Source organism: Frankia tisae (genome assembly GCF_025403405.1).
In the GTDB taxonomy this organism is placed as follows: Bacteria; Actinomycetota; Actinomycetes; order Frankiales; family Frankiaceae; genus Frankia; species Frankia tisai.
Genome location: NZ_JANEZT010000687.1, coordinates 1 through 1,384 on the forward strand (window position 1 = coordinate 1; position 1,384 = coordinate 1,384).

The window sequence follows — 1,384 nt, forward strand, 5'->3', positions numbered from 1 at the left end:
CCGCCTGCGTGACCCCGCCGAGCAGGTGCGGGTGGCGCAGGATTTCATCCGGAGCCTGGCCAAGGTCCACCGCCTTGACCCGGCCGGCCTGAAAGTGCCCGCTCTCGGGCCCGTCCGGTCGGCGCGGTTCGTCGGGCGGACGGCGACGCTCGGCCACCTCGACGATGCGATGTCCACCGGCGGGCTGGTCGCGGTGACGGGCCTGGCGGGGATCGGGAAGACCAGCCTGGCCGTCGAGTACGTCCGCCAGCAGCGGATGGACTTCGACGCGGTGTGGTGGGTGCCGGCGGGGCGCCCGGACCTGGTCGGGGAGCGGGTGCGGGCCCTCGCGCCGGCGCTGGGGCTGCCCGCCCAGGCGGAGCCGACCGCAGTGCTCGCCCGCCTGGACGCCGCCGACGGTCGGTGGCTGCTCGTCCTCGACGACGCGGCCGGCCCCGGCGAGCTGCCCGGCTGGCTGCGGCCGTCGACCGGCGCGGGCAGGATCCTGGTGACCTCCCGCTCGGACGACTGGAACGACGCCGGCCTGGTGGTGCCCGTCGGGCCGTTCACGCGGGCGGAGTCGGTGACGTTGCTCAGCGAGCGGCTGCCGGCGGTCGACCGGACGATCGCTGAGGGGATCGCCCGCCAGCTCGGGGATCATCCGCTGGCCCTCGACCAGGCGGCGCACCGCATCGGCGCCGCCCGCGCCCCCGCCGAGACCTACCTCGCGGCGTTGATCGACCGGCCGGCCGCCGTGCTCGGCCAGGGCGAGGTGCCCGGCCGGCCCGGCATCACCGCCGCCACCCTGTGGACGGAGCCGATCCGCGACCTCGACGCCGACGCCCCGGCCGCCGGCGAACTCCTACGCCTCGCCGCGCATGCCGACGGCTCCGCCCCGCTGCCACTGCGGCTGCTCGCGGCCGACCCGGAGGCGATCCACGACACGGAGCTACGCGAGGCGGCCCGCGATCCGCTGGAGCTGGCCGACACGGTCGCCGCCCTGGAACGCGCCGGCCTCGCCCACCGCGACGGCGCCGCTCTGGCCATGCATCCTCTGGTCCGCATCGCCGTGCGCACCAGCACCAGCCCCGATCACGCCGACCGGCACGTCGACACCCTCGGTCGACTGCTCCACGCCGCCCTACCCGAGCAGATCACCGCCAACCCGGACGCCTGGCCGGCCTGGCGTGAACTCCTCCCGCACGCCCTCGCCGCTGTCGAGGCCACCGACTCCACCGCCGACACCCCCCACACCGCCTGGCTCGCCGAACACGCCGCCGCCTACCTCACCGAACAGGGCCACCCCGAGCAGGCCGAACCACTGGCCGCCCGCGCCGTCGCCGCCCACGAACGCCTCGACGGCCCCGACCACCCCGACACCCTCACCGCCCGCGAAACCCACATC

The 1,384-nt window shown here is 76.4% G+C and carries 1 protein-coding gene; it reads left to right on the top strand.

All coding sequences use genetic code 11. The features are described 5' to 3' along the window. Positions 1-1,384 (top strand): NB-ARC domain-containing protein (locus tag NBZ85_RS31115; RefSeq protein ID WP_368861469.1); only part of this gene is annotated, 1,384 nt, incomplete at both ends.